The sequence below is a fragment of the Paraurantiacibacter namhicola genome (genome assembly GCF_001687545.1).
Lineage (GTDB): Bacteria > Pseudomonadota > Alphaproteobacteria > Sphingomonadales > Sphingomonadaceae > Paraurantiacibacter > Paraurantiacibacter namhicola.
The window spans coordinates 1483788-1510787 of sequence record NZ_CP016545.1 but is presented as its reverse complement, the minus strand read 5'-3'; the positions used below and the strand labels follow the sequence as shown (position 1 = coordinate 1510787).

The window sequence follows — 27000 nt, the reverse complement described above, 5'->3', positions numbered from 1 at the left end:
CCGCGAGCGGGAAGGGAGCCGTCATGCCGCAAACGCGTGATGCTCCCGATGCCAGGCGAGGAATTGCGGATGCGGGCGATCGGTGTCTCGCTGTGGCGGCAGCAGCTTGCCGGTCGAGTTGATAATGCCCCGCACCCCATCGACATCGTTCACCTTGCGATGGACCATGATTTCAAGATCGTCACGGAAGCCGATCAAGCCGCGGTCAAACATCCAGTGCGCCGTGCCTGACAAGGCCAAGCCGTTACGGACACTGTCAGGGCCGCCATGCTCGACCGGGCGGATATGCGCGGCCTGCGCTTCCAGGCGGCCACCGCCATTGACCAGCTTCCAGCCTGTCACCGCGCAGCGGCCATCATAGGCATGCATCACGGCGCGGCGGAAAGCGCGGTCGCGGAATGGTTTGGAGACGAGTGACTGGACGATGGGCCGCTCGATTTCGAACGGGGTCTGATGCTCGCGGACGCGGTTGTCCTCGACCACTTCGTCATCGCTACGAGGCAGAAAGTCCTCATCCGGCAGGCCGAGCGAAATGATGCGCGCGAAGTCGGAATGCGAAAGCGGACGGACGGCGGCTTGCGCGCGGCCAGATACCTTGCCTTCTTCATTGAGAACACCGCGCTCAACCTGTTCGCCATCCACAATATGCGGCACGGTCGGCTCGAAAGGCAGATAGCTCCCTTTCTCGATGATCGCGCGGTAGCGGTCAGGCTCTGTCGGATCAGCTATTATTTCCTCGACCTTCGCCACGGCGAAGAAGCCCTTGGAGTTCGGAATTTTGACCGGCTCGCGATAGACAATCCAGTCACCGACCATCTGCTGGGCGCGGCTGAGATAGCTTTTCGGAAACTGGTAATGCACCTCGGGAATGTCGTCGTAGATCGACCCATCCTTGTGCATGAAAACGCCGAAGGTCATTCGATAGGATCCGCTGCGAACAAAGCTGCCTGTTGCACTCTTTTGCCAGCCAACACCAGAATTCTGGTGATAACCGCGAGGTCGTTGCTGCCAGCTATTGAAAGATTAGAGGGTCGTCACCACGTTGAATGTATCTGCTCACTCGGGGGGCAGAGTAAGTAGTTGTGACTGTAAAGGATGAACGCGAACCGAAGCGCAAAGCGGGTAGTCATAAAGGCAACTCCGTTGAATGCCGAGATTAGCGATCTCCGCCAATCGACCATCGCGATAAGCGCGATAGCCGTGACGGCGACAGCATACTCGACTTCGTCGAATATATTCCAGACAGAGCGGGGCTCGCCCAGCTCGTTGCCAACGGTGCGGGGCGGTAGTGTTAACCGGATGGAACCGGTTACTGCCGCCCCCTCTCGTTGAGGAGGGGCGGATGCCGGGATGGACTCTCAAGAAAAGTGATCTCAAGCGCTATCCGCATTTTGATCAGATACTGAAGCCTGAAGAAATCGTTGCGCTGGTCACCGACCCCAAGAGGGTTGCGGAGAACAGCTTCTTCCCTCTGTTACGCTATACGAAGAAATGGCAGCCCTTCCGACGCGAGAAAGGGAGCGACACTCCGAAGCCCAAGTCGAAGGACCGGCCCATCCGGTATGCTTCGCGCCGAGACGCATATATCTTCGCATACTATCGGCACTTGCTCAGCGGTCCATACGAGACTGAGTTGAGTCGCCTTGGTATCAGCCACTGTCCGATTGCGTACCGACGAATCCCAACAGCAACTGACGGGCGGCGAGGTAAGTGCAATATTCAGTTTGCCCGTGAAGCGTTTGATCGCATCCGTGAGTTAGGCAATTGCTGTGCAATTGCTGTCGATATCAGCAGCTATTTCGAATCAATTGATCATGAGCGATTGAAGGCTCTTTGGTGCCGCCTGCTTGGCGTGGAGCGCCTTCCTGCGGATCACTTTGCCGTTTTCAAGAACATCACGAAATATCGCGTTGTCGACAGGGTGAAGGCCTACGAGCGGCTCGGCTACTATGGAGTGAAAAGCTACACGAAAGGCGGCGATCCAATCCACGGCTACCTTACCCCCTATGACGAAATTCCGACCCAGCTTTGCTCACCGCACGAGTTTCGGCAGAAAATTCTTGGTGAGAACGGCGAGTACGATTCCCTTGTCGAGCCGAACACAAAGCCCTTCGGAATTCCGCAAGGCGCGCCGATCTCAGACCTGCTCGCCAACCTCTATTTAATAGACTTCGATGTCGAGATGCACGAGCTCGCCGTCAGCTTGGGCGGAAGCTATGTGCGCTATTCGGACGATATTCTCCTGATCTTGCCTGTTTCAGTCGAACAGGCCCAAGAAATCATGGCAGAGCTGCCCACTCGCATCCGTCAGCATGGCGACCAGCTCGTTATCAAGCCGGAGAAGTCGTCACTGGTCCGCTACACGCGAAATGGTGATGCCCAACATTCAGATTTGATTTCTGGCAAGGGGAAAAACGGTCTCGAGTACCTTGGCTTCCGCTACGACGGTCAGAGTGTCTTTCTTCGAGATTCAACGATGTCGAACCTATACCGCAAGGTCGCATCGGTGGCCCGAAATCAAGCAGAAGCGACAATTCGGCGCTATCCCAACAAGACTTACGATGAACTATGTGATCTATTCAATTTTGAGGAATTCACAAAGTGCTTCGGACGGGTTGAGAGGTTCGAGCCTTCCTCGTCAAACAAGAGGTGGACTTTCTGGACCTACGTAGCGCGTTCTGTGGAAGAGTTTCAAACGAAAGGAAAAAAGATTCACGGTCAAGTCAGGCGTTTGAGGAAACGCGCTAGGCATAGGGTGGATCAGGAGATTGCACGCGCGCTACAACGCCAAGCTCGGCGCGATGCATCAGATGCCATTGATTTGAAGTGATGGAGGCTTGAGTGAAAGTCACAGTTGAAATTTTTGAAAGCACAACTGAGGGCGATTATGGAGAGGTCCCGTGTCTCGATCTAAGATGCACGCGATGTGGACATTCCGTTGAAGTTTATGGTGTCGAAGAAGCCTCTGCGAAGCGAGGCGCCATCATGCTTCGCGACGAGTGCCCCAACGGCGAGAATAACTTCTATGATGTTTCCCATTGGTCTTAGCCAATACACCTTTGCAATTCTCGATCCGAGAGTTACAGTTGTGTCGTTCGGGCCGAAAGGCCTATGCCCTTGTAGCTCAGCTGGATAGAGCAATGGATTCATAATCCATAGGTCGGGGGTTCGAGTCCCCCCTTGGCCTTTTGCCCGAACCGCCTACTCCTCCCCCATCCGCAACGCCGCAATAAACGCCTCCTGCGGGATGCTCACGTTCCCATACTCCCGCATCCGCGCCTTGCCCTTTTTCTGCTTCTCCAGCAGCTTCTTCTTGCGGCTGATGTCGCCGCCATAGCATTTGGCGGTCACGTCTTTGCGCAGGGCTGCGATGGTTTCGCGGGCGATGATCTTGCCGCCGATCGCGGCCTGGATGGGGATCTTGAACAGGTGGCGCGGGATGAGGTCTTTCAGCCGCTCGCACATGCCGCGGCCGCGTTCTTCGGCCACGCTGCGGTGGACGATCAGGGATAGCGCATCCACCGGCTCTGCATTCACCAGGATGTTCATTTTCACGAGGTCGCCCTCGCGATTGCCGATCTGTTCGTAATCGAAGCTGGCATAGCCGCGGCTGATGCTCTTCAGCCGGTCGTAGAAGTCGAAGACCACCTCATTCAGCGGCAGCTCGTAGGTCACCTGCGCGCGCCCGCCGACATAGGTCAGGTTCGTCTGGATGCCGCGCCGGTCCTGGCACAGCTTCAGGATGGCGCCGAGATATTCGTCGGGCGTGTAGATCGTGGCCTTGATCCACGGCTCCTCGATCATGTCGATGCGGTTCACGTCCGGCCAGTCGGCGGGGTTGTGGATGTCGCGCACCTCCGCATCCTCGTTCTTCGTGTGGGCGAGGTGGACGCGGTAAACCACGGACGGCGCCGTGGTGATGAGGTCGAGGTCGTATTCGCGGCTGAGGCGTTCCTGGATGATCTCCAGGTGCAACAGGCCGAGGAAGCCGGCGCGGAAGCCGAAGCCGAGTGCGGCGCTGCTCTCCATTTCGTAACTGAAGCTGGCATCGTTGAGGCGCAGCTTGCCGATGCTTTCGCGCAGCTTCTCGAAATCCGCCGCGTCCACGGGGAAGAGGCCGCAGAAGACCACGGGCTGCACTTCCTTGTAGCCCTTCAGCGCCTGCGCCGCGCCGTTCTTCACCGTGGTGATGGTGTCACCCACGCGGGCCTGCTCCACCTCCTTGATCTGCGCGGTGATGAAGCCGATTTCGCCGGGGCCGATCTCCGGCAGGTCCACACGCTTGGGCGTGAAGCAGCCGACGCGGTCCACCAGGTGCTGCGTGCCGCCCTGCATGAACTTTACGTCCAGCCCCTTCTTCAGGACCCCGTCGATCACGCGCACCAGGATGACGACGCCGAGATACGGGTCGTACCAGCTGTCCACCAGGCTGGCGGTCAGCGGGGCGTCGCGGTCGCCCTTGGGCGGCGGGATGCGGGAGACGAGGGCTTCCAGCACCTCCTCGATGCCGATGCCGGACTTCGCGCTGGTGAGCACGGCGTCGCTGGCATCGATGCCGATGATGTCCTCGATCTCGGCGCGGACCTGCTCGGGCTCGGCCGCGGGCAGGTCGATCTTGTTGATGACGGGGACGATCTCGTGGTCGTGCTCGATCGACTGGTAGACATTGGCGAGCGTCTGCGCCTCCACCCCCTGCGCGGCGTCCACCACCAGCAGCGCGCCCTCGCACGCGGCCAGGGAGCGCGAGACCTCGTAGGCGAAGTCCACGTGGCCGGGCGTGTCCATGAGGTTGAGCTCGTAAGTCTCGCCGTCGTTCGCGGTGTAATTCAGGCGCACGGTCTGCGCCTTGATGGTGATGCCGCGCTCCTTCTCGATGTCCATGTTGTCGAGCACCTGCTCGGACATCTCGCGCGCGGTCAGGCCGCCGCAATGCTGGATCAGCCGGTCGGCGAGCGTGCTCTTCCCGTGGTCGATATGGGCGATAATCGAAAAGTTGCGGATCTTGGCAAGGTCAGTCATCAGACCGCCCCATTAGCCGCGCTTGGAACGCCTGTCAGCAGCGCAATCCTGCGGGCAAGCGAATTATGCCGCGCGGCTGGATGCGCTGGACACGTCCACCTGCATGAAGCGCGGCTTCGCGCCTTCCGCCTGCGCGTTCTGCACCAGCGGGTAATTGCCCGATGGCAGGGCCGATAGCGGCATGCCCGCTGCGGCGAGCGCATAGGGCGAGACGCGGTGCCGCGTGCACAGCCCGTCCGCCCCGTCGCTGACCAGCGCAGTTTCGAACTGCACGCCCTGCGTCGCATCCTGCGAACGGCGCACGGTGCCAAGCACCAGCTGCCCTTCCCCAAGGTCGAGGATGAATTCCGTGCCCACGGGTACATCGAGCAGGCCCTCGATACGCGCGCCCGATTTCGACAGGTCGCGCATGACGGCCTCGTAGCGGCAATCGCCGTGGATTACGCCGACCCGGCGATAGACCGTCTTGCGCTGCGCGCGGTGCTTGGAGGGGCCGACAGGCTCGTACTTCAGGTTCCCGCTCTCCAGCTTCTCCAGCACTTCGGCATGCGGGATCGCGCGCGAGAAGATGAAACCCTGGATCAGGCTGGTGCCCTGTGCACTGATGGCTTTCAGCTCGTCCATCGTCTCCACGCCCTCGGCCGTGGTGTCCATGCCCAGGGCGCTCGCCAAATTGACGATGGCGCTGATGATGGCGGCGTTGGAATTGCCCTTTTCCGTGCAGCCGCGCACGAAGCTCTGGTCGATCTTGATCTTGTCGAACGGCGCGTTGCGCAGATAGCCGAGCGAGGAATAGCCGGTGCCGAAATCGTCCAGCGCCAGGCGCACGCCCAGCCCCTTCAGCTTGCGGAACATGGCATCGGTTTCGCCCGTGTCGCCCATGAACACGGTCTCGGTGATCTCCAGCTCCAGCCTCTTGGGCGAAAGCTCTGCCGAGGCGAGCGCGTTGGTCACAGTGGTGGGCAGGCTGTCTTGCGCGAACTGGTGCGCGGATACATTGACCGCCACGCGAAGGTCCGAAGGCCATTTGGCCGCGTCCGCACACGCCTGACGCAGGGCCCACTCGCCCAGCTGGATGATCAGGTTGGTTTCTTCCGCAATCGGGATGAATTCGCCCGGACTGATATAGCCGCGCTCGGGGTGGTTCCAGCGCATCAGCGCCTCGAAACCCTTCACCTTGTGCGATTTGGGGCACACGGTGGGCTGGTAATGCATTTCCAGCTCGCCGCGCACCAGGGCATCGCGCAGTTCTTCCTCGATCTCGCGGCGCTGCTGCGCCTTGTCCTTCAGATCGTTGGAATAGAAGCGAAATTGCCCGCGCCCGCCGCCCTTGGCAGCATACAGCGCAAGGTCGGCCGCTTTCACCAGATCATCGGATTCAAGTCCGTCATAGGGCGCGATGGCCACGCCGACGGAGGTGCCGATGGTCGCGCGGCTGCCATCCAGCGAATAAGGCTGCGAGATCATCTGGATCAGGCGGTTGCACAGATGTCCCAGGTCCCCGCGATCGTCGATATCGGGCAGGATGATCTGGAACTCGTCACCGCCAAGGCGCCCGATCTCGCCCTTGCCGTCCACGATCTTCTCGATGCGGCGCGCCACCTGCTTCAGCAGGTCGTCGCCCGCCGGATGGCCCAGCGTGTCATTGACCTGCTTGAACCGGTCGAGATCCAGCATCAGCAGCGCGCAGGAGCGTTTTGCCACCTTGGACGCCGTCAGGACGGCATCCAGCCGCTTCGTCATGCGGGAGCGGTTCGCAAGCCCCGTCAGCGCATCGAATTGCGCCGCGCGCGACGTATCGCGCTGCTGTTCGTAATCGGCAGAGATGTCCTTTGCGCTGCCGCGGTAGCCGAGGAATTCGCCTTCCTCGTCATACACCGCCTGCCCGGTCAGCGACCAGTAGGTTTCCCGCTTGTGGAAGCGCAGCTTGACGACAAGGTTGTTGAACCGCGTCCGCGCGCTCAGCTGGAAACCGAGCGGCCTTTGCGCGGCTTCGCCGGACTGGTCGGAATCCATCTCGAAGAGGTCACCCAGCGTCTGGCCCAGCACCTCGTCCATCGACCAGGACTGGCCATCGGATGCCCCCGGGGACAGGTATTCCAGCTCGTGCTCGGCATTGCTGGCCCAGAACCAGGAAATGCCCGTCGCCTCGAACTGCTCCATCAGCGAAAGGCGGTAATCCGAGGCATGCTGGTACGCCTGACCGCGCTGCGAACCATCGGCGCGGAAATCGCCTTCTTCCGGCGCGGTCTTACCCGTAAGATTGCGAATTATGCGGCGCATGGCAGCGGCTTTTTCCCAAGTTTGCTGGCAGGTTTCCCTGCAGACTTGCCTTTTGTTAGCCGCAACATGCCTAAGACAGCGTTAAATGCCGCCGGCTGAAGGGCAGAAATTTTACGCACTTTTACGCTGGGAGCCGGCGATGGGATCGCAGGCCGATTCCTGCAGGACCAGGAGGCTGCCATCAGCCGCCCTTTCCAGCGGCTGGGTGAACTCCACGCCCATCTTGTCATCCTTTGCCCAGCGCGATGTCACGCGCACCTTGCGGCGGCTGGATATCTGCACGTCGAAAATCGTACCTGGCGGCACGTTCCACAGCCCTTCGATCAGCGCACCGGAGACGGAGATATTGCGGATTGTCCCCGAATAGACCTGACCGGCATGCTCCAGCAGGACCTTGCGCAGCATCATCTGGCGCGGGGCGCGGGCAGACTTGGGGCCCTGCGCCTTTGCATCGAGGCCCGTACGCAGGCGTTCCGTGGCATCTGCCATCGATAGCGGCTTGTCGTAGATATAGCCCTGGATGTGGCTGCAGCCCAGGACACGCACCAGGTCCAGCTCGTCCAACGTTTCCACGCCTTCCGCCGTAGTATCCATGCCCAGCGCATGCGCCAGGCTGGTGATGGACTGGATGATGGCGCCGTTGCGGCTGCCCGGCTCGGTCGCGCCGCGCACGAAGCTCTGGTCGATCTTGATCTTGTCGAACGGCGCTTTCTTCAGATAGCCGAGCGAGGAATAGCCCGTCCCAAAATCGTCGAGCGCCAGGCGCACGCCCACCTTTTTCAGCGCGGCGAACATCGCATCCGTATTGGCATCGTCCGACAGGAACACGCTCTCGGTAATCTCCAGCTCCAACCGGTGTGCGGGGATGCCAGCTTCGGCAATGGCGCTGGTGATGATCGCCGGCAGCTTCGGATTGGCGAATTGCAGGGGCGAAACATTGACCGCGCAGCGCACATCGTCCGGCCATTTGGCCAGGTCGTGGCAGGCAGTGCGCAGGGCCCATTCGCCGATCTGTTCGATCAAGCCGGTTTCCTCGGCAATCTTCACGAACTTCTCGGGACTGATCCGGCCCTTTTCCGGATGGTTCCAGCGCAGCAGCGCCTCGAAACCCGTGATTTTCTCTTCGGCGGCAGCGATGACCGGCTGGTAATTCAGTTCCAGCCCGCCCTTCACCAGGGCCTCTCGCAAGTCCTTCTCCAGCGCGGCCCGCGCCTTCGCCTCGGCGTGCAGGTCTTCCGCGTAGAAGAAGAACCGTCCGCGCCCGTTGTCCTTTGCGGCATAGAGCGCAAGGTCGGCATTGCGGATCAGCGTTTCGCTGTCATCGGCATTGTCGGGGAACAGGGCGATACCGACGCTGGCGCCGATATTCACGCTCTGCCCGTCAATGACATAGGGCTGCGTCAGCGTGTTGATGATGTCCTGCGCCAGCTGCGCCAGCCGATCGCGCTCAGTGCGCTTGGGAATGATGACCTTGAACTCGTCACCGCCCAGGCGGCCCACACGGCCCATCGCGCCAACCGTCCGCTCCAGCCGCTGTGCGACCTGTTTCAGCAGCGCATCGCCTGCCGGGTGGCCCATCGTATCGTTGATGACCTTGAATCGGTCGAGGTCGAGCAGCAGCACGGCGCAGGCGCGATCCTTCTCCTGCGGGGAGGTAAGGATCTTCTCCAGCGACTGGGCCATCTGGTGGCGGTTCGCGAGGCCGGTGAGGGAATCGTACTGCGCCAGCCGGGTCGCCTTGTCCTGGCTGCGCTTCTTCTCGGTCAGATCCGTGCCTGAGCCGCGGAAACCTGCGAAATTGTCGAAGCTGTCATAGACCGGCCGGCCGCTGACGGACCACCAGCGGTCCTCCCCTTCCACGGCAGCGCGCACGGGCAGCTCGTTGAAGGCGGATCGGGCGGTGAAATGGAACGCCAGCGTACGCTCGCCTTCCTTCTTCGCATCGCCAAGATCGAACAGCGCGGTCAGCGGCTTGCCGAGCAGGTCTTCCGACGTGGTGCCCAGCGTCTTGGCGATCGGGGCAGAGATATAGCTCAGCTGTCCGCGCCGGTCCGTTTCCCAGAACCAGCCCTGCCCCGTCTCCTCGTAATCGGCGATGATGTTGCGGGCGCGGGCCTGCGCGCGGATGCGGGCCTGGTCCTCGTCCTGCTCGTCCTCTTCCACCTGCAACTGGTCGCGCGCGATCAGCACGGCAGAAATTGCCGCAACGACAAAGGCCAGTAGGCCGAAGAGCGACTGCGCGATGATGAGGGCGGGCAGCCACATGCCCATCTGGCTGGCGAACAGCGTGCCGACGTGGCGACGCGCAAACGCCGCAGCAATCATGCCCACGAACAGCAGCAACGACAGTCCGGCGCCGCCGGTCAGCTCGAAATAGCGCCACCAATAGCTGATCGCGCCGCCGAACAGCGTCATGGGGATCACCAGGCAGAAGGCCGCCATCTTCACGCGGCCCTTGGTCTCCCCGGTATATTCATACGCCCTCAGCCGCGGCGTTGCGGCGATCCCGGCGATGGCGATGCCGATCAGGATGGTAGGTACCAGCGGCGGAATGCGCGATGATGCCACCGAGGCGATGGTGACGGCGACCAGCATCGACGCTGCCAGCAAAACCCAGTTGAATGGCAGCCATGAACGGACATCGACCGTGCCCTTGCGGAAGGCCTCGAGCCGGTCTTTCGAGGGGTCGCGGCGCATGACCTTGCGGCGCTCGGAAGCAGGCGCAGCCTTCTTCCTGCGCGCGCGCTTTTTCCCGCCAGTCCCTTCGGCACCAGCGGATTGCGCGATCGCGACCTGTTCTCGCATCTTGGCCGTCGCTCGATCCATAGGTCGGGCAATGCCCCATTTCGCTTGATAAATGCTTAAATTGCACGGCGTCTGCGCCAGCATGGCGCGGGGGAGGAACGGGCCGCCTGCCTTGCGTAGGAGCGGCTGTCCGATAAGGTGGCGTGGATAAGCGGGAGAGCGCGATGCGGCAGGTGGCAATCATCGGGTCCGGTCCGGCCGGGTATTACACGGCGGAAGCGGCGCAGAAGGCCTTTGGCGACGACGTGGCCGTCGATGTATTCGATACACTGCCCGTGCCTTACGGCCTGATCCGCACCGGCGTCGCACCCGACCACCAGTCCATCAAGGGCGTTTCCCGGCGTTACGAGAAGGTCGCGCTGACTGACAATGTGCGCTTCGTCGGGAATGTCACCGTGGGCCAGGACATCTCCATCGAGGAGCTGCAGGGCCTGTATCACGCGGTCATATTGGCCACCGGAGCTCCGAAGGACCGCGCACTCACCATCGAAGGGGCGGAGCTGGGCAATGTCTTCGGCAGCGCCTCTTTCGTGGGCTGGTACAACGGCCATCCGGAATTTGCCGCGCTTTCGCCTGACCTCTCCGGCAAGACCGCCGTCGTCGTGGGCATGGGCAATGTGGCGCTGGATGTCGCGCGCATCCTGTCGAAGACCGAGGGCGAGTTCGCCGGCAGCGACATCGTGGGGCACGCGCTGGATGCCCTGCGCGACAGCGGGCTGGAGCGGATCGTGATCATGGGCCGCCGCGGGCCGCACCAGGTCATGATGACGCCCAAGGAGCTGGGCGAGCTGGCGCATCTCGAGCGCGCCGCGCCGCATGTCGAGCCGCGCGACCTACCCGAGCCGGAGGAGGATGCGATCCTGGAGCCGGGCCTGCGCAAGTCCGTCTCCGCCCTGCGCGAATTCGCGGCCGTGCCGGAAGACATCAAGGCGGAGAAACGCATCGCGGTGGAGTTCGACTTCTTCGCCCAGCCGGTGGCCCTGCACGGGTCAGGCAAGGTGGAGGCCGTCGAGGTCGAGCGGACCCGCGTGGAAGTCGGCCGCGCCATCGGCACAGGCGAAACCTATCGCATTCCCGCCAGCCTGGTGGTCACCTGCATCGGCTATCGCACCGTGCCCATCCCCGGCGTCCCGTTCGATGAGCGCGCAGGCCGCTTCGCCAATGACGAGGGACGCATCATGCCGGGCCTGTACTGCGTGGGGTGGGCCCGCCGCGGCCCGAGCGGCACGATCGGGACCAACCGGCCCGACGGCTATTCCGTGGTCGAAAAGGTACGCGAGGATATCGAGAGCGGCGCGCTTGGCCCGGGCCGCAAACGTGGCCGTGCAGGCTTCGACGAGCTGGCAGAAGAGCGCGGGATCGACATCGTCACCTTCCGCGACTGGAAGAAGATCGAGGAAGCCGAAGCCGCCGCGGCGCGCGAAGGCTCACCGCGCGAGAAATTCGTCGATGTGGAAGCAATGATCCGCGCGCTGCAATAATCGCAACGCAGCGCGCAGGACCAACAAGCCGGGATTAGCCCTCGGCGTCGCCCGCAGCCTTCAGCGCAGTACCAAGACCTTCCATGCGGCGACCCAGCGATTCCATGCGCGCGGCGCAAAATTCGGTCGTCGCTTCCATGTTTCCGGCCGCATCCATGACGATTTCCGGCGTCAGGTCCTTTGCGATATCGCGCCCCGTTGCGCCTTCGTAACGGCCGATGAAATAGGTCATGGCCAGGCCAAAGGCATTGGCGGTCTTCTCGTCATCCTGCATCTGGCCGGCGATCATTGCGGACCATGCGGCGCACTTCAGGTCATCCTGCGGATCGGCATCCGGCGTCTGCGCAGATACGGCAGCCGGGACGGAGAGGATGGCAGCGGCGGCAATCAGTTTTTTCATCGTATTCACAGGTCAGACCCTCATCGGCATGAGTACATACAGCGCGGGGCTGCTGTCATCCTTGCGGATCAGCGTGGGCGCCCCGGCATCGGCCAGGTGAAGTTCGACACTGTCGCCTTCGATCTGGCCAAGGATATCCTTCAGGTAACCGGCGTTGAAGCCGATCTCGAACCCGTCGGACGAATATTCGGCAGGGACTTCTTCCGAAGCGGTGCCGTTGTCCGGGCTGGTGACGGTCAGCGTGACCTTGTCGTTATCCAGCCCCATTTTCACGGCGCGCGTCTTTTCCGTGGCGATGGTCGCCACGCGGTCCACACCGGCGAAGAACGTCTTGGGATCGATCTTCAGCAGCTTGTCATTGCCCGTGGGGATGACGCGCGAGTAATCCGGGAAAGTCCCGTCGATCAGCTTGCTGGTCAGCACCACGCCGCCTTCACCGCCCAGGGTGAAGCGCACCTTGCTGGCGGATAGGTCCAGCTGGACGTTGCCGTCCATGGATTCTTCCAGCAGCTTGCGCAGCTCCGCCACGGCTTTGCGCGGGATGATGGCATCGGGCATGCCTTCGGCCCCGGCCGGCCGCGCCAGCGTGAAGCGGGCAAGGCGGTGGCCATCGGTGGCAGCAGCCTTCAGCACGCCGCCATCGTCATCCGCCACATGCAGGAAGATACCGTTGAGGTAATAGCGCGTTTCTTCGGTGCTGATGGCAAAGCGCGTGCGGTCGATCATCTCGGCCAGCGTCTTGGCCGGCAGTTCGAAACTGGTCGGCAAATCGCCTTCCACGATCATCGGGAAGTCGTCGCGCGGCAGGGTCGGCAGGCTGAAGCGGCTGCGCCCGGCCTTCACCGCCATGCGGTTGTCCGCGGTTTCCAGGCTGACCTGGCTGCCATCGGGCAGCTTGCGCGCGATGTCGAACAGCAGGTGGGCGGAAACGGTGATGGAGCCGGCATCTTCCACCGAAGCGGCGTCCAGGCTCTCCACGACCTGCAGGTCAAGGTCTGTGGCCGTCACGGTCACGCGGCCGTCGCCCGATGCCTCTATCAGCACGTTGGACAGGATCGGGATCGTGTTGCGCCGTTCGACCACGGACTGGACGTGGCTGAGACAGCGCAGCAAATTCGTGCGTTCGATGGTGGCCTTCATGGTCCCTTCTCAATCCCCCTTGCGCGCCATGGGCATATTTCTGTGCGGAATCGCCCGTCCAGCGCCGGTTTTTCGGATACCATCCTTAGCGCGCTGGACCACGGCGGCAAGGCTGCGATCTGCGCCCGATGGCGCATCTGGGGATAAAACCGGCAGGAGGGCTCTATTCGAGCGCGCTGGCGTAATTCGTCTCGCCCGCGATGCTTGCGGCGTAGATGCCGATCACGCGAAACGTCCCGTCCGAAATGGACATGACATCCACCCCTGCTGCATCCAGCAGGGTGATGAGGTCATCCGTCTGCGCAGGCGTGACCCGCAGGCTCAACGGATTGGCGCGGCCCGGCCCCACATCCAGTGCGCGATGGATTGCCTCCAAGGGGATACCCAGCGCCTGCAGCTGGCGGGCGCCCTCCTCCCGCATCATGCGCGAGAGGTAATAGAGCGCGTAAGTCTCCACCTTGGCTTCCGCTATACCGTGTTCCCGCGCACACCCGCTCACCACCGTGACCAGCTCTGCCATGCGCGGCTCACCAATGTCGTCCGTGCCGTTACCGGGCGTGATGACATCGGCAATGCGCTGGGCCAGGCCCGGCGTCGTGCGCTGCATCGGGCAATCGAGCACGGCGCTTTTATCGGCCGCGTCCTGCGCCAGTGCGGCAGAAGGCGCCGCGACCAGCAGCGCAGCGACAAGCAGGCTTGCAAATTTCATCGGTTCGACCCCCTTCGTCCCGTCAGCTCAGCATCGCCATGCCGCCGTTCACATGCAGCGTCTGGCCGGTGACGTATGACGCCTCCCTGCTGGCGAGGTAAGCGACGGCAGCGCCGATCTCCTCGCCCTCGCCCATGCGGCCCATGGGGATGCGGGCGTTCAGCGCGTCCTTCTGCGCATCGGGCAGCACGTCCGTCATCGCCGTGCGGATGAAGCCGGGGGCCACGCAATTGGCGGTGATGCCGCGGCTGGCGACTTCCTGCGCATAGCTCTTCGTCATGCCGGTCAGGCCCGCCTTGGCCGCGGCGTAATTCATCTGTCCGGGGTTGCCCGTCGCGCCCACAACGCTGGTTATGGTGACGATGCGGCCGAACTTTGCCTTCATCATCGGGCGGGCGGCAGCGCGCATCAGGCGGAAGGCAGCTTCCAGGTTGATGCGGATGACATCGTCCCACTCATCGTCCTTCATGCGCATGGCAAGGTTGTCGCGCGTTATGCCCGCGTTGTTCACCAAGATGTCGATCCCGCCCATCGTATCGACGGCAGCGGGGACCAGCTCGTCCACCTGCTTTGCATCGGACAGGTTGCAAGTGATCTCCACATGGTCATGGCCGAACTCGTCGTTCAGCTCCTCGCGGAAGGCGCGCAGCTTGTCTCCGTTGGAGCCGCTGACGGCCAGCCTGGCGCCCTGTGCGGCCAGCGCCCGGCAGATCGACGAACCGATCCCGCCGCTCGCGCCAGTCACCAGCGCATTCATACCTTCGAGTGAAAACATGTTTGGTCTCCGTCCTTGCGAACGGGCAATGCTGCGAAGGCCGTCAGTCGTCAACCCGGCTATTGGCTGCCGCGCGCGGGCACGATGCGCGGGGTGAAGTCCACGCGGCGACGCTCCACGATGCGGCCGGACGGATCGCGCCTGCCTTCCACCAGCTCGTATCCCAGCAGGGCGAAGACACGGTCCCCAAGGAAGATGGGGCGGGCGTTGCCGTACCAGTCGACGCAGGATGCCTGGCACCCATCGTCCGGCTGGCGCTGGAGATAGGCTTCCAGCTGCCCGGCGGGGCTGAACTTGCGCGACTTGCGGTCCAGGAAAAGGATGGCGGAGCCGGAGCCGAGGTACTTCGTCCCGCCATAGGGCGGTGGCGGCGGCGGCGGCGGCACGGGCGTGCTGCCCGGGGGTGTCACGCTGACCACGGGCGGAGGACCGCCATTGCCGCTGGCCGGGCGCGGATCCGGGCGCTGCAGCATGACAGGCAGGCCCAGCGTGCCGCTGTCCCCCGTCGCGTCGGAGGGGCGATAGAAGAAGGCCTGGCTGCGGTTCTCCCCCTCGCCCGCCGATGGCAGGATGTAAGTGTCCTCGCGCCGGGCGGAGCCGTCCGCGGCCAGCGCGATGGCGGAGAAGCCCAGCCCGCCCTTCTCGTCCTGCCCGATGGCGATCCCGTCGCGCCCGATCACGTCGAGGCGGGAGACGCCGTGCGGCAGCGCCACGCGCTCCGTCTCGCCGCCCTTCAGCGGCACGGCGAACAGGACGCTCTGCACGCCAGGTTCGCGCGGATTCTCGCCCGCGTAAAGCAGGTGGCCGCCTACATAACGGTTCTGGAAGTTGTAGCCCGTGACGCTCGGCAGGTCGCGGTAATCGTCCTGCGGGGCCTTTTCGCTGCCGTCACCGAAGCGGGACAGCGGCAGGCGCAGCAGCGCCACATCGCCGGAGCTGACTTCCGGACGCCACATGGCATCGCCGCCGCCCTGCGCGCGCACGACAACATTCAGCACGCCATCCGCGCCATCCTGGCGGAAGCTGAACTGGTCCACGGGGTTACCCGCCACAGTGATGCTTTGCGGCGCGCTGCCATCCAGCGGCAGGCGGTAAAGCCACGACGCGTTCGCCTCGTCATACCGCCCATCCGGCCCGGTCCAGACATAGACTGCATCCGGAGAGACGTAGAAATTGCGCCCCCAGCCGCCGAACACGCCGTTCGTCTCACATGTGAACTCTTTCTTCGACAGGTCGCAATCGGTGACCGTGTGCAATACGCTGACGCCGATCTCCTCGTCCCCAAGCACGGGCGCCGGGGCGTAGAGGTCGCCCGGCTGCGCAATAGGCGTGAAATCGCTCGCCACTTCACCGTTTGCGGGGCGCGGAGCCATGGCAGGCACGAATTCGCGCCAGTTGCTGCCATACATCGGCAAGGGGGCATACATGATCAGGCGCTGCCCGATCAGGCGCGATGCGTAATTGCGGCTGGAATAGTAATCCGCGCTGCGCAGGTAATGCGTGTCGCGATAGGCCAGCTCGCCCGTCCGGGCGATGTCGAAGCGGCTGACTTCGGTGGCGCCATTGCCGTAGGAATATCCGATCACCACGACCATATCGCCGGCCACCAGCATCTCGTCATACCAGGTGTCATCGGGGTTCCGGTCGTTCGGCGGGAAGGCATCGATGCTATCCACCGGGGCCAGCACATCGCCGCCAGTCTTCAGCGTGAACAGCCGCCCACGGCGCAGCACCACCAGGTGGTCGCCGTGGTTTTTCACGATTCCGCCCTCGTCCACGCCCTGTTCCTGCGTATTGGTGATCTGCTCGCTGTCGCCCTCTTCCGGCGCGGGAACGGAGGACTGGGCGACCGGAGGCGGCGGTGCAACCGTGGGCGGGGCGGCAGCCTCTTCCACCGCCATTTCCTGCACATCGACCGTCGTGACGCGCTCTGCCGCTTGGCGCCGGGATTTCAGGAAGGCCTCGAGGTCGGCCTCGCTGGCAAAGCTGGTCATACCCTTGCCGCTGGCGACCTCGCCACCGCCGGACGGGGGGACGCACCCGGCGGTCAAGACCAGGGCGATGGCGGGGGCGGCGAAACGAATCACTGACGGCATGGAAAGTCCTCCTGTGCCGCCAATGTTACACTGTCACATTAACCGCGCCAGAACATCGAGGTCTTCCATGCTTACCGCGCTTGTCACCTGAACGTCCGGCGCAATGCGTCCGATCATGGGGCCCAGTACTTTTCCGCCCAGTTCCACGAAGTGAGTGACGCCAGCGTCTTGCATCGCCAGCACGCTTTCCCGCCAGCGCACGCGGCCCGTCACCTGCTGCACCAGCAGGCCTTGCTCCGTGGCCGCATCCTCGACGGCGGCGGCGGTAACATTGGCGAAGATCGGCAGGCGGAAGGCTTGCGGCGGAGTGTCTTCCAGCGCGCGGGCCATGGCATCGGCGGCAGGCTGCATAAGCGAGCAATGGAACGGCGCGGATACGGGCAGCGGGATGCCGCGCTTGATGCCGTGTTCCTTGGCCATGGCCACGGCGCGCTCGATCGCGCCCTTGTGGCCGCTCAGGACGACCTGGCTGGGGTCGTTGTCATTGGCGATCTCGCACACCTCGCCCTCGGCAGCCGCCTCGGCCAGCGCAGTCGCCTTTTCGATATCCGCGCCCAGCAGCGCGCACATCGCGCCCTCGCCCACAGGCACGGCGGCCTGCATGGCCTGCCCGCGCAGTTTCAGCAGCCGCGCCGTGTCCGAAAGGCTGAATGCGCCGACAGCGCACAGCGCGGTGTACTCGCCCAGCGAGTGACCCGCGACGCAATCGCCCTTGTCCGCCAGCGTTATGCCGAACTCCGCCTCCAGCACCCGTAGCGTGGCGATGGCATTGGCCATGATGGCGGGCTGCGCGTTCTCGGTCAGCGTCAGGTCGTCCGCCGGGCCTTCGAACATGATGGCGGACAGCTTTTGCCCCAGCGCATCGTCCACTTCCTCGAACACTTCGCGCGCGGCGGCGCTGGCATCGGCCAGGTTCTTGCCCATGCCGACCTTCTGGCTGCCCTGTCCGGGAAAAACGAACGCTCTCATCGTGATCTCTCCTGCTTTGGCGGCGCGGGTTAGGCAGCGCCTGCGGGGCTGGCAAGGCCGAAGGGGACCACATGGTTGCCCGCATAATGGCCGATCTGCGCACGCCCCAGGTATGGGATGCCCATCCGCGCGCACCAGAACCGCGCGATGTCCTCCGCCGACTGGCCGAACTCGCGGTCATTCTCCGGCACGTGGTTCACCTCGCCCAGCCGCAATCCGGCAAGGCCCGGGGGCAGCAGGTTCGTCAGGTGGAAGAACAGCCGGTCCACGGCGTAAAGGTGCTCGCTCACCTCCTCCACCATCACCACATGCCCGCGCAGGTCCGGCATCAGCGGCGTGCCCGCGATCATGGACAGGGTGATGAGATTGAAGGCAGCCGTAGGCGTGCGGCCATCCACGCTTGGCTCCACGCCGCTGGTGTCGCCGGAGAACCAGCGCAGCACGCGCCGCACCCCCTCGCGCCCGCTCTCGCTGCGCGCGCTTACCGGCATGGGTCCGTGCACCTGCTGGCCAATATCCAGCTTGTACAGCATGGCGAGCAAATACCCCATGTCCGAGAAGCCGACGAAGGTCTTGCGCCGCGCCTCCCCATCCATGAACGTGGTCGCGGCCTGCGCGATGCGGTTGGAGCCATAACCGCCCTTCGCAAACCACACCGCGTCGTAATCCGGGTGGTTGGCGCATTCCACCAGCGCATCCATGCGCTGCTGGTCCGGCCCGGCGAAGTGGTCCTGGCTGGCAAAGCATTGTTCGTGGAACCAGACAGAATGCTGCGGGAATTCCTCCGCCACCAGCGCCTCCAGCGCGGCGGCATGGTCGCGGGTGATCGGCGTTGCGGGCGCGCAGATGGCGATGCGGGTCATGGGATTGCCTTTAGCGGCCTGCTTCACAAATTGTGAGTCCCCGCGTAGGCGGGGACCTCAATCGGCCTGGTCGCACTGAGCCGTAGGAGACCCCCGCCTTCGCGGGGGATCACGAGAGAATTGCATGACCGAATTTCCCACTCCGGACGAACTTCTCGCCCGCCCCTTCTTCTTCTGCGGCATCGGCGGATCCGGCATGCTGCCGCTCGCCCAGATCCTGAAAGGGCTTGGCGGCGAAGTCGCAGGCAGCGACCGCAGCTTCGACCAGGGCCGAACGCCCGAAAAATTCGCCGCGCTGGAGCGGCAGGGCTTCGGCCTTTTCCAGCAGGACGGCAGTGGCGTCACGCGGGCTGAACAGGTCTTTGTCGCCAGCGCAGCAGTGGAGGACAGCGTGCCCGACGCCGCCCGTGCGAAGGAACTTGGCTGCCTGCGCCTGACGCGGGCCGAGCTCAATTCCATCCTGTTCAACACCAGCGGCGCAGGCATCGGCATCGCCGGGACCAGCGGCAAGAGCACGGTGACCGGCATGCTCGGCTGGATCCTGCAGGCGGCGGGCCGCGAGCCGACGATCATGAACGGCGCAGTGATGAAGAACTTCGTCTCCGACGATCGCCCCTTTGCCAGCGCCGTGGTCGGCAGCCGCAGCATTTACGTGAGCGAAGTGGACGAAAGCGATGGCTCCATCGCGCTTTACCGCCCCGCCGTGGGCGTGCTGCTGAATGTCAGCCTCGACCACAAGAGCATGGAGGAGCTGCGCGAATTGTTCGGCGACTTCCTCGCCCGCAGCCGCATCGCCGCGATCAATGCCGACGATCCGGAGGCGCTGGCCCTGCTGCCGCGCGCCAAGGATGTCATCACCTTCGGGCTGGAGCAGGACAAGGCGCAGATCGGCGTAGTGCCGGGTTCGGTGGCCGAAAGCCCGCTGCGGCAGGCGGCCCTTGTGGTGGACCGCCACGATGGCAGCGAGCACGCGCTGACCCTTGCCATGCCGGGGCGGCACAATCTGTCCAACGCACTTGCCGCCATCGCCGGAGCAGTGGCCGCAGGCGTGCCGACAGAATTCGCCGTCAAGGCGCTTGGCAGCTTCACCGGCCTCGCCCGCCGTTTCGATATCGTGGGCACCAGCGCGAGCGGAATCACGGTGATCGACGATTTCGGCCACAACCCGGAAAAATGCGCCGCCACGCTGCGCACGCTGAAGGCCCATCCCGGCCGCGTGATCGCCTTCTTCCAGCCGCACGGATACGGCCCCTTGCGGCAGATGGGCCACGAACTCGCCCAGACCTTCGCCAGCGAACTGGGTGACGGTGACATCACAGTTATGTGCGACCCGGTCTATTTCGGCGGCACGGTGGACCGCAGCGAGGGAACGGAGCGCATCATTTCCATGATCGAGGATGCCGGCGGCAAGGCCAGGCACCTCCCCACCCGCGAGGAATGCGGCGAGCACATCGCCAGCATCGCCCAGCCCGGCGACCGCGTGGTGGTGATGGGCGCACGCGACGACACGCTGACAGGCTTTGCGAAGGGGTTGCTGGAGAAGCTGGCATGAAAATCTACGAAGACGCTCGCCGCCACGCGCTGACCATGTTCGGCATTCTGGCGATGGGTGTGCTCTTCGTGATCGCAGTCGAGCGGATCGTGGGCCACTCCAGCATAGCATTCGCCGTCGTGGCGGTGGCCCTCATCATCGCGAACAGGCGCTCGGCCCGCTACAATTGCCCGCGCTGCGGCAGCAACCTGTTCTGGCACGGCTGGCTGCCGATGCCCTGGCCCAACAGCACCTGCAGCAAGTGCGAGCTGGACCTGACCCAGAAGGATCAGTGAGCCTCCGCATCTCCCGGGCCGTGACCCATCTTGAACACCTTGTGCAGGATGAACACGATGATCCCGCCCACGATCAGGGCGAACAGAGCCGATAGGGCGGCAAAGGTCAGCCAGCCGAAGAAGCCGCCGCCGACCGTCTCGACCGCGTGCTCGATATCGTGTGCATATTTGTACAGCCCGTCGATCCCCAGCTCGTGCATCCCGTGCAGCAGGATACCGCCGCCGACCCACAGCATCGCGATGGTCCCGATGAAGCTCAGGAACGTGAGCAGCAGCGGCATGGCTTTCAGCAGGAACCGGCCCACCGCCTGCGCCGCGCTGGAGGCTTTCTCCGTCAGGTGCAGGCCCACATCGTCCATCTTCACGATCAGGGCGACCGCGCCATAGACGAATACTGTCACCGCAATGCCCACCAGCGCCAGCACGGCTGCGCGGGTCACCAATGTTTCGGCGGCAACCTCGTTCAGTGTGATGGCCATGATCTCGGCGGACAGGATCAGGTCGGTGCGGATTGCCCCGCTCGTGCGCTCCTTCTCGAAGGCGGCGGGGTCCTCGATCTCGTCTTCCAGCGTCTTGCCGTGTTTCTCGCCGCCCAGCTTCTCGATGACCTTTTCCGCGCCTTCATAGGACAGGTAGAGCCCGCCCAGCATCAGCACGAAGACAATGGCGCCTGGCAGGAACTCGCTCAGCAGCAGCGCGCCCGGTAGCAGGAACAGCAGCTTGTTCTTGAAACTGCCCTTGGTGATGTTCCAGATCAGCGGCAGCTCGCGCGCTGGGGAAAGCCCGGTGACATAGCTGGGAGTGACAGCCGCATCGTCGATCACCACGCCCGCCGTCTTGGAGCCTGCCTTGCTGGCGGCCACGGCGACGTCGTCTATGCTGGCGGCCGCCGTGCGGGCAATCACCGCCACGTCGTCCAAAAGTGCAGTCAGTCCACCGGGCATGCAAAACTCCTTTTGGCCTCAACCGGCCCGTGCCCTGCCCGTTCCGGCTGCACAAGGCTTGCATTCCTCGCCATCCCCGCTATGTGCGCCGCTTCCGCAGGGGGCGACGGCCCTCTGTGGAAACTTAAAGAAAGCCGGAGGGGCCCCGCAATCGTGCGGATCAGCCAGCGATCGGCCATGAAATGAAAAGGAAGCGCGACATGGCTCTTTACGAGCATGTTTTCCTCGCGCGTCAGGATCTGAGCCAGTCTCAGGTCGACGCGCTTGCCGCCGCCGCCACGGAAACCGTGGAGAAGATGGACGGCAAGGTCGTGAAGACCGAGACCTGGGGCCTCAAGAACCTCGCATACAAGATCGACCGTAACCGCAAGGCACACTTCGTCCTGCTCAACATCGAGGGCCCCGGCGCCCTGGTGCAGGAGCTTGAGCGTCAGAACCGCCTGAGCGAAGACGTGATCCGCTGGCTGACCATCGCCGTGGACGAGCATGAAGACGGCCCGTCCGTCATGATGCGCAAGAACGACCGCGACAAGAAGCGCCGGTCCGACCGTGAGGAGCGTAACTGATGGCCCGCCCGTTTTTCCGCCGCCGCAAGTCCTGCCCGTTCTCCGGTGCCGACGCGCCGAAGATCGATTACAAGGACACGCGCCTGCTGCAGGGCTTCATGTCCGAGCGTGGCAAGATCGTGCCCAGCCGCATCACCGCGGTTTCGGCCAAGAAGCAGCGCGAGCTGGCCAAGGCCATCAAGCGCGCACGTCACGTGGGCCTGCTGCCCTACATCGTGAAGTAAGGGGACAAGAGACATGGATATCATCCTCCTCGAACGGATCGGCAATCTCGGCAGCATCGGCGACGTGGTCACCGTGAAGGACGGCTACGCCCGTAACTTCCTGCTTCCGAACAAGAAGGCCCTGCGCGCCAACGAGGCGAACAAGAAGGTCTTCGAAGCCAATCGCGACCGTCTTGAAAAAGAAAACGCGGAACGTCGCGGCGAAGCCGAAAAGGCTGGCGAGAAGGTGGACGGCACGGAAGTCGTGCTGATCCGCGCTTCCTCCAATGCCGGCCAGCTGTACGGTTCCGTCAACGTTCGCGACATCGTTGCAGGCCTTTCCGAGAAGGGCCACGAAGTCGACAAGAAGCAGGTCATCATGGGCAGCCCGATCAAGACGATCGGCATGCACGAAGTGACCGTGGCCCTGCACCCGGAAGTCAGCGTTACGGTGAAGGCGAATGTCGCCCGCTCCGACGATGAAGCCGAACTGCAGAGCCAGGGCGTCGACGTCCTCGCCCAGATCTTCGAAGACGAACAGCGCGAGATCGAAGAAGCTGCCGCAACGCAGCAGCGCGATCCCACGCTGGAGCCGGGCGAAATCCCCGCCGACATGCTTGAAAACCCGGAAGGTGTTGAAGAGCAGGCCGACGAAGCTGCCGAAGGCGCTTCCGACGAAGGCGAAGAGCAGGCCTGATCCTGCGGCCAGTCGTGAGCCCCTGCGCAGGCCGGGGTCTCAACCGGCCTGGTGCAAGATTGGACGAGGTCCCAGCCTTCGCTGGAACTCATGCCAAATGAAAAAGGGGCGCGAAGGCTGCGGCTTTCGCGCCCCTTTCATTTGCTATCCGGCATCTCTGCCTTTGAAATGTCATCATCTATGCGCTAGCTGCCTGCGATGACAATCGATGAGACATTGGCCGAGCTGCAGGCCATCTATGATGCAGCTGTAACCCGCCTCCGCAACGATATCGCCGCCTATGCGCAGGATGGCAGCACGCCGACCGCGCGCCAGCGCGAGGATGGCATCTACTGCTACCCCGAATTGCGGCTGGTCTTCTCCGGCAAGGGCGCACCCGCCGACCGCAGCCGTGCCTTCGGGCGGCTGGAGCAGTCCGGCACATACCTCACCACCATCACCCGGCCCGCCCTGTTCGAGCCGTATCTTCGCGAGCAGCTGGAGCTGATCGCCGAGGATTACGAGGTGGAGCTGGACGTCGGCCGCTCGCGGCAGGAAATCCCCTTCCCCTACGTGATCGACGGGTCGCAGGGCGCGGCCATGGGCGGCGTCAGCCCCCAGCAGCTGGCGGAGTACTTCCCCAGCACGGACCTCGCCCTGATCGGGGACGAGCTGGCGGACGGCGTGGACTTCGCCCTGCCCGATACGCCCATGCCATTGAGCCTGTTCGACGGCCTGCGCACGGATTATTCGCTCGCCCGCCTGGCCCATTACACCGGCACGGATACGCGCCATTTCCAGAAGTTCGTCCTGTTTACGAACTATCACCGCTATGTCGATGAATTCGTTGATTGGGCTGCCGCGCAAATCGGCAGCAATGGCTACGTCCGGCTGGAGGGTGCAGGCGGCCTCAGCATCGATACGACCACCCAGAATGCGCGGCTGCAATTGTCCGATACGGCATGGCGGCGTCACCAGATGCCGGCTTACCACCTCGTGCGAGAGGACGGCAGCGGCATCACGCTGGTCAACATCGGCGTCGGCCCATCCAACGCCAAGACGATCTGCGACCACCTCGCCGTGCTGCGCCCCGAAGCCTGGCTGATGATCGGCCATTGCGGGGGCCTGCGCGCCAGCCAGAAGATCGGCGACTTCGTGCTCGCCCACGCATACCTGCGTGACGACCACGTGCTCGACAGCGTCCTGCCACCCGAAATCCCCATCCCGCCGATCGCGGAAGTCCAGCAGGCGCTGGCTGGCGCGGCGGAGGAAGTTTCCGGCACGCAGGGCGCAAACCTGAAGAAGCGCCTGCGCACCGGCACGGTGGTGACCACCGACGACCGCAATTGGGAGCTGCTCTACACCGCCAGCGCCCGCCGCTTCAGCCAGAGCCGCGCCATCGCCATCGAAATGGAAAGCGCCACGGTCGCCGCCCAAGGCTACCGCTTCCGCGTCCCCTACGGCACGCTGCTATGCGTCTCGGACAAGCCGCTCCACGGCGAGATCAAGCTGCCCGGACAGGCCAACCAGTTCTACGAGGAAGCCATCGCCGCCCACCTGCAAATGGGCATCGTCGCCTGCGAAAAACTGCGCGCTGAAGGCGACCGCCTGCATTCACGCAAGCTGCGGGCGTTTAACGAGCCGCCGTTTAGGTAGGTGTCATCTTGTCAGCTGCGATGTTGCCGGAGACAGCGTCGCGCTTCGCTGTCTAGGGGCGGTATCGCTCAATGGCCGACATAGCTTCGTCGAAGCTACGATTTGTGCCAGCTGTCGATATCAAGACGTCGCCCCCCGTCAGCAATCTGTTCGCCCTATCGAGCAGCCCCGCAATTCCGACTCCAGAAAAACTTCCGGGGTTGTGGAGATAAAGAATGATGTATTTTTGACCTCCTGATTTCGAAGTCGTGACACCTCGGATCTCCGGCCATGGTAACGGCTCGTCGGACAATGCGGACCAGATGATCCCTTCCGCGCCGATAACCAAACGTGGCTTGAGACTGAAGATCCTCATGATCGCATCGCAAGCGGTCAGTGTGAAAAAGAGAATGGCAGCCCAGCCAACGGCGAAAAGAAGCGCTGGCGAATAGCGGCTCGTGGAAATTTCTCCGAAAGCACCTGCCAGGTAGAGTCCAAGGGCAACAAAAGCAGCGGACAAACAAGTCAGCAATGCCAAGCGCCAACGGCTGTTGTATGCGACGAAATCCTGCATGACGCTTAGCGTGGCCTTTCAAAGATGCCTGCCACCAAAATCTGTTTGGCCGGCCAAGGTCCCGGCCTCCCTCTCCCCCTAAAGCACCTCATCCTCATCGAACAATGGATCGTCGAACGCCGCCTCCTCGATCGCCGTCAGGCGGGCGTCGGCGGTGCCGGGGCGCATGACGCGCGCGATGTGCATCAGCGCGTCGCCCTGGTTGACCACGGGCATCACGCTGCGCCCGATGATCAGGCCGGTCAGCGGGGCGATGACGGGGATATCCTCATCACCGAAGGGATCGCTGATGTAGCCGATCTGCGTGTTCTCCAGCACCATGTCGCCGGTCTTGCGGATGGCGCGGAAGATGCCGCCTTCCTCCGCCCGGACCCAGCGGCTGCCGTCACTGCGAACCGGAGTGGCGGCAACGGCGGACTGCTTGCGCACGCCCATCTCAAGGTGGGCCATCACGCGCAATATGCCGCGCACGCCGACGCGGATGGCGAATTCGTCGAAGCGAAGCGCTTCGCCCGATTCCATCAGGATCATGGTGCAGCCATTGTCATCCGCCGTCTGCCGCAGCGAACCGGGCCTGAGCGGTGAGGTGATGATGGCCGGTGCGCCGAAGGCTTCGGCCAGCACAGATGCGGCCTCGTTATCGGGGCTGTAGCGGATCTGCGGCAGGTTTTCGCGGTTCAGGCCGGCGGAGTGCAGGTCTATCCCGTAATCGCAGCGCTTGATGATCTCCTCGGTGAAGACATGGGCGAGCTGCGCGGCGAGCGAACCCCTGGCGCTGCCGGGGAACACCCGGTTGAGGTCGCGCCCATCGGGCAGGTACCGGCTGTGCGAGGTGAAGCCGAAGGCATTGACCACCGGCACACACAGCAGCGTGCCGGCCAGCCGTTTTGCGGAGACATTCTTCAGCAGCCGCCGGATCATCTCCACGCCAACGATCTCGTTGCCGTGGATGGCGGCGCTCACGAACAGCGTGGGCCCGGGCTTCGTGCCGTGCAGCACGCGCACGGGCATGTTGATTTCCGTGCGCGTGGATAGCCTGCTTATGGGCAGGTCGATCGTGGCGGACTGGCCAGCGGGCACGCTCTCACCGCCGAATTCGAAGGGCGCCCTGCCCTCAGGCTTAGCCCTTGCCACGGGTCTTAGTCTTGCCGGACTTCGCATTGCCTTCGATGAATTCGATGATCTGCCCGGCGATGTCCTTGCCGGTGGCGTTCTCGATGCCTTCGAGGCCGGGGGAGGAATTGACCTCCATGATGACCGGCCCGTGGTTGGAGCGCAGCAGGTCCACGCCGCAGACATTCAGGCCCATGGCCTTGGCGGCGCGCACCGCCGTGCTGCGTTCTTCAGGCGTGATCTTGATCAATTGCGCACTGCCGCCGCGGTGCAGGTTGGAACGGAATTCGCCTTCCGCGCCCTGCCGCTTCATGGCTGCGACTACCTTGCCGCCCACCACCAGGCAGCGAATGTCACTGCCGCCGGCTTCCTTGATGAATTCCTGCACCATGATGGCGATGTTGGCACCTCGGAATGCCTCGATGATGGAGGCGCCGCCTTTCAGCGTTTCCGCCAGCACCACGCCGATGCCCTGCGTGCCTTCCAGCAGCTTGATGACCACCGGCGGGCCATTGACCGCCTTGATGATCTGTTCCGCCTGCTTGGGATCGTTGGCATAGGCCGTCAGCGGCAGGCCGAGGCCGTATTTCGCCATGATCTGGGTGGAGCGCAGCTTGTCGCGGCTGCGGCCGATGGCCACGCTTTCATTCAGCGGCCAGACGCCGCCCATCTCGAACTGGCGCAGCACGGCAAGGCCATAGGCCGTGATGGATGCCCCGATGCGCGGGATCACCGCCTCGTAACCGCTCAGCGTCTCACCCTTGTACATCACCGTTGGCCGGTGGCTGGCGATATTCACCGTGCAGCGCGTGGTGTTGAGGATGTCCAGCGTGTGGCCGCGCGCCTCGGCTGCCTCGACCAGTCGCTTGTGCGAATAGAGGTTCGGGTTGCGGGCGAGCATGGCGATTTTCATGAGAAATAC

General features: G+C 63.5%; 23 protein-coding genes. 8 read left to right on the top strand and 15 right to left on the bottom strand.

What is annotated here, in order from left to right:
• Positions 1-21: 21 nt before the first annotated feature.
• A complete protein-coding gene (locus A6F65_RS07340; RefSeq protein ID WP_067787308.1) occupies positions 22-918 on the bottom strand; it encodes an HNH endonuclease in 897 nt (298 codons plus the stop codon).
• Between the two features lie 424 nt (positions 919-1342).
• On the opposite strand from A6F65_RS07340, the gene A6F65_RS07335 reads away from it, so the two are divergent.
• Complete coding sequence (locus A6F65_RS07335) at positions 1343-2830, top strand: reverse transcriptase/maturase family protein (protein ID WP_067787306.1); 1488 nt, start codon at positions 1343-1345, stop codon at positions 2828-2830.
• Positions 2831-3201: 371 nt separating this feature from the next.
• Here A6F65_RS07335 and lepA read toward each other — a convergent pair whose 3' ends face one another.
• From lepA to A6F65_RS07315, 3 genes are all read right to left on the bottom strand, one after another.
• Positions 3202-5019, bottom strand: coding sequence for a translation elongation factor 4 (lepA, locus tag A6F65_RS07325; RefSeq protein ID WP_067787304.1), 1818 nt, complete (start codon positions 5017-5019; stop codon positions 3202-3204).
• A gap of 63 nt (positions 5020-5082) precedes the next feature.
• Positions 5083-7302 (bottom strand): EAL domain-containing protein, encoded by a 2220-nt coding sequence (locus A6F65_RS07320; protein WP_067787302.1) that lies wholly within the window; start codon positions 7300-7302, stop codon positions 5083-5085.
• A 111-nt stretch (positions 7303-7413) separates the two neighbouring features.
• Complete coding sequence (locus A6F65_RS07315) at positions 7414-10107, bottom strand: EAL domain-containing protein (RefSeq protein WP_237164787.1); 2694 nt, start codon at positions 10105-10107, stop codon at positions 7414-7416.
• Between the two features lie 164 nt (positions 10108-10271).
• Here A6F65_RS07315 and A6F65_RS07310 point away from each other — a divergent pair, with 164 nt between their 5' ends.
• Positions 10272-11588 carry an FAD-dependent oxidoreductase gene (locus A6F65_RS07310; protein WP_067790276.1) on the top strand — a complete coding sequence of 439 codons (1317 nt, stop codon included), beginning with the start codon at positions 10272-10274 and terminating at the stop codon, positions 11586-11588.
• Positions 11589-11622: 34 nt separating this feature from the next.
• Here A6F65_RS07310 and A6F65_RS07305 read toward each other — a convergent pair whose 3' ends face one another.
• From A6F65_RS07305 to A6F65_RS07275, 7 genes are all read right to left on the bottom strand, one after another.
• Positions 11623-11988, bottom strand: coding sequence for a hypothetical protein (locus A6F65_RS07305; RefSeq protein ID WP_067787298.1), 366 nt, complete (start codon positions 11986-11988; stop codon positions 11623-11625).
• 12 nt (positions 11989-12000) lie between these two features.
• Complete coding sequence (gene dnaN / locus A6F65_RS07300; protein WP_067787296.1) at positions 12001-13128, bottom strand: DNA polymerase III subunit beta; 1128 nt, start codon at positions 13126-13128, stop codon at positions 12001-12003.
• Between the two features lie 163 nt (positions 13129-13291).
• Complete coding sequence (locus A6F65_RS07295) at positions 13292-13837, bottom strand: hypothetical protein (RefSeq protein WP_067787294.1); 546 nt, start codon at positions 13835-13837, stop codon at positions 13292-13294.
• A 22-nt stretch (positions 13838-13859) separates the two neighbouring features.
• Entirely contained in the window at positions 13860-14612 is a 753-nt protein-coding gene (gene fabG, locus A6F65_RS07290) for a 3-oxoacyl-[acyl-carrier-protein] reductase (protein WP_067787292.1), read from the bottom strand.
• 59 nt (positions 14613-14671) lie between these two features.
• Positions 14672-16708 (bottom strand): beta-propeller domain-containing protein, encoded by a 2037-nt coding sequence (locus tag A6F65_RS07285; protein WP_067787290.1) that lies wholly within the window; start codon positions 16706-16708, stop codon positions 14672-14674.
• A 33-nt stretch (positions 16709-16741) separates the two neighbouring features.
• The gene (fabD, locus tag A6F65_RS07280; protein WP_067787288.1) at positions 16742-17677 is read right to left on the bottom strand and encodes an ACP S-malonyltransferase; all 936 of its coding nucleotides are present in this window, start codon (positions 17675-17677) and stop codon (positions 16742-16744) included.
• Positions 17678-17706: 29 nt separating this feature from the next.
• Positions 17707-18540 (bottom strand): LD-carboxypeptidase, encoded by an 834-nt coding sequence (locus tag A6F65_RS07275; protein WP_067787286.1) that lies wholly within the window; start codon positions 18538-18540, stop codon positions 17707-17709.
• 124 nt (positions 18541-18664) lie between these two features.
• On the opposite strand from A6F65_RS07275, the gene A6F65_RS07270 reads away from it, so the two are divergent.
• Both A6F65_RS07270 and A6F65_RS07265 read left to right on the top strand, forming a co-directional pair.
• On the top strand, positions 18665-20092 hold the full coding sequence (locus A6F65_RS07270; protein ID WP_067787283.1) for a glutamate ligase domain-containing protein: 1428 nt from the start codon (positions 18665-18667) through the stop codon (positions 20090-20092).
• Positions 20089-20367 carry a hypothetical protein gene (locus A6F65_RS07265; protein WP_067787281.1) on the top strand — a complete coding sequence of 93 codons (279 nt, stop codon included), beginning with the start codon at positions 20089-20091 and terminating at the stop codon, positions 20365-20367. The genes A6F65_RS07270 and A6F65_RS07265 overlap by 4 nt, the downstream gene beginning before the upstream one ends.
• On the opposite strand, the gene A6F65_RS07260 is transcribed toward A6F65_RS07265, so the two are convergent.
• Positions 20361-21311 carry a DUF808 domain-containing protein gene (locus A6F65_RS07260; protein WP_067787279.1) on the bottom strand — a complete coding sequence of 317 codons (951 nt, stop codon included), beginning with the start codon at positions 21309-21311 and terminating at the stop codon, positions 20361-20363. The genes A6F65_RS07265 and A6F65_RS07260 overlap by 7 nt on opposite strands.
• Before the next feature lie 200 nt (positions 21312-21511).
• Between A6F65_RS07260 and rpsF the strand changes: the two genes are divergently transcribed.
• From rpsF to A6F65_RS07240, 4 genes are all read left to right on the top strand, one after another.
• The gene (gene rpsF, locus A6F65_RS07255; protein ID WP_067790272.1) at positions 21512-21877 is read left to right on the top strand and encodes a 30S ribosomal protein S6; all 366 of its coding nucleotides are present in this window, start codon (positions 21512-21514) and stop codon (positions 21875-21877) included.
• On the top strand, positions 21877-22101 hold the full coding sequence (gene rpsR / locus A6F65_RS07250) for a 30S ribosomal protein S18 (protein WP_067787277.1): 225 nt from the start codon (positions 21877-21879) through the stop codon (positions 22099-22101). The genes rpsF and rpsR overlap by 1 nt, the downstream gene beginning before the upstream one ends.
• 13 nt (positions 22102-22114) lie before the next feature.
• Entirely contained in the window at positions 22115-22777 is a 663-nt protein-coding gene (gene rplI, locus A6F65_RS07245) for a 50S ribosomal protein L9 (RefSeq protein ID WP_067787275.1), read from the top strand.
• A gap of 198 nt (positions 22778-22975) precedes the next feature.
• Complete coding sequence (locus A6F65_RS07240) at positions 22976-24412, top strand: AMP nucleosidase (RefSeq protein ID WP_067787273.1); 1437 nt, start codon at positions 22976-22978, stop codon at positions 24410-24412.
• 52 nt (positions 24413-24464) lie between these two features.
• Here A6F65_RS07240 and A6F65_RS07235 read toward each other — a convergent pair whose 3' ends face one another.
• The 3 genes from A6F65_RS07235 to rimK all read right to left on the bottom strand — a co-directional run bounded on the left by A6F65_RS07235 (position 24465) and on the right by rimK (position 26991).
• Positions 24465-24965 (bottom strand): STM3941 family protein, encoded by a 501-nt coding sequence (locus A6F65_RS07235; protein WP_067787270.1) that lies wholly within the window; start codon positions 24963-24965, stop codon positions 24465-24467.
• A 78-nt stretch (positions 24966-25043) separates the two neighbouring features.
• Positions 25044-26099 (bottom strand): succinylglutamate desuccinylase/aspartoacylase family protein, encoded by a 1056-nt coding sequence (locus A6F65_RS07230; RefSeq protein WP_205631866.1) that lies wholly within the window; start codon positions 26097-26099, stop codon positions 25044-25046.
• Positions 26086-26991, bottom strand: coding sequence for a 30S ribosomal protein S6--L-glutamate ligase (gene rimK / locus A6F65_RS07225; protein WP_067787264.1), 906 nt, complete (start codon positions 26989-26991; stop codon positions 26086-26088). The genes A6F65_RS07230 and rimK overlap by 14 nt, the downstream gene beginning before the upstream one ends.
• Positions 26992-27000 lie beyond the last annotated feature (9 nt).